This is a genomic window from Micromonospora sp. NPDC048830, from assembly GCF_043198215.1.
Taxonomy (GTDB): Bacteria; Actinomycetota; Actinomycetes; order Mycobacteriales; family Micromonosporaceae; genus Micromonospora.
Map to the genome: position 1 here is coordinate 1 of NZ_JBICUP010000131.1, position 1,523 is coordinate 1,523.

Below are 1,523 nucleotides of genomic sequence, written 5' to 3' on the forward strand. Positions count from 1 at the left end.
CAGGCCGAGTTCGCCGTCGCCTTCGCGATGTGGTTCTGGAATCCGGTGGGGGCGGCGGCACACGTCGCCAAGACACGGTCCGTCATCCAGGCGGTCCTGCGTTCGGCGGCGGTCAGGTCGGCGGCGAGCGGCACGTCTATGCAGATGTTGTTCATGCCGGGTTCTGCGCTGCTGGCCGAGGTGTCGATGATGACCGACGATCTGCAGTCCGGGGTGAACTGGTCGGCGATCGGTCAGCAGGCGGCGTACGCGGGGGCGGTGGCGTTCCTGAGCACGGTGGCGGGGCCGGCGATGGGCAAGGTCGCTGGCGCTGTCGCCGGGGCTGTCAGCAAGCTGGGCGTGTCGGATGCCACCAAGATTCTGTTGACCGATCTGCTGACGCGGCCCGTGCTGGAGACCGGCGGGGAGGTGATCTTCGGTATCGGCTCCGAGGGGATGGTGCTGGGGGACGTCACCCTCGATAATGTCGGTGCGGATCTTGTTTCCGGGGCGCTGTCGGGGGCGGGGGGATCGGCCGCGAGCGCGCTCGGGTTCGTCTTGAGTCGCGCCGTGATGCAGCCCCGGGTGCAGGTGCCTCGTATCGATTTCACGCCGGACGGAAGGCCGGTCATGCCGGTGGGGGCGACACCGGTTGGTGGGGACCCGTCCACGGGCTACCAGGCCGGGGTCGATGATCCGAAGGCTGTGGGTGCCGGCACGCAGGCCGCGCCGCCCACCCTGCCGCCCACCCCGCCGCCGCTGCCGGCAGTGAACCTGCCCGCGCCGAAGCTGGACCTGCCCATGCCGAACCTGGACCCGTCGGTGCCGTCGTGGTCGGTGCCGGGTGCGCCGGCGCCGGAGTGGGTTGTGGCAGCTGGTGTGCCGGTGGTCGAGCAGTGGTATCGGTTCCAGCAGGATCTGGTGGATCGCTACGGTGGGCTGTTGGCCGGGGTGGCTCGGGCGGGCAAGAGCATGGCCGGGCTTGCCGTGCCGATCGAGCGGGTTTTCGCCGGGTGGGTTGACGCCCGGCAGGGTGATCCGACTGTTCGGGCTTTCCTGTCCGCGGTCGGTCTGCCGGGTACCGCGCTCACCGAGGGGTATCTGACGGGTGTCCGGGAGCGGGCGGTGGCCTGGATGGCCGAGGCGTTGGCGTCCGCGGGTGAGCAGATCCCGGCCGAGGTGTGGTCGGAGCAGGTTGTCGCCGCGCTGCCGGCGGCGTTCGACCTGGAGGCGCTGCGCGCGATCGCGCACCTGGCCGCCGAACACCACATCGACCAGTACCTCTCCGCCGGCCTACCGACGGTCGCCAGCACGCCGACAGGTGCCGGCGTGCCGACAGGCGCCGGCGTGCCGACAGGCGCCGGCGTGCCGGCAGGCGCTGGGGCGGCGGTGCCGTCCGCCGCCGCGATCGAGGCGGTCAAGAGCGCCGTGCGGAACCGGATGGACCGGATCCTCGATGCGATCCTCGATACCTCCGCACTGCCCGCTGTGGTGGCCAGTCCCGACGCCGCGCAGGTCAACGCCGTGGCGAACATGGTCCGGCA

Annotated in this window: 1 pseudogene; it reads left to right on the forward strand. The window is 71.3% G+C overall.

Annotation, left to right across the window (positions count from 1 at the left end):
- Positions 1–153: 153 nt before the first annotated feature.
- Positions 154–1,523: pseudogene (locus tag ACGFIZ_RS34225) on the forward strand (hypothetical protein); the annotation flags it as partial.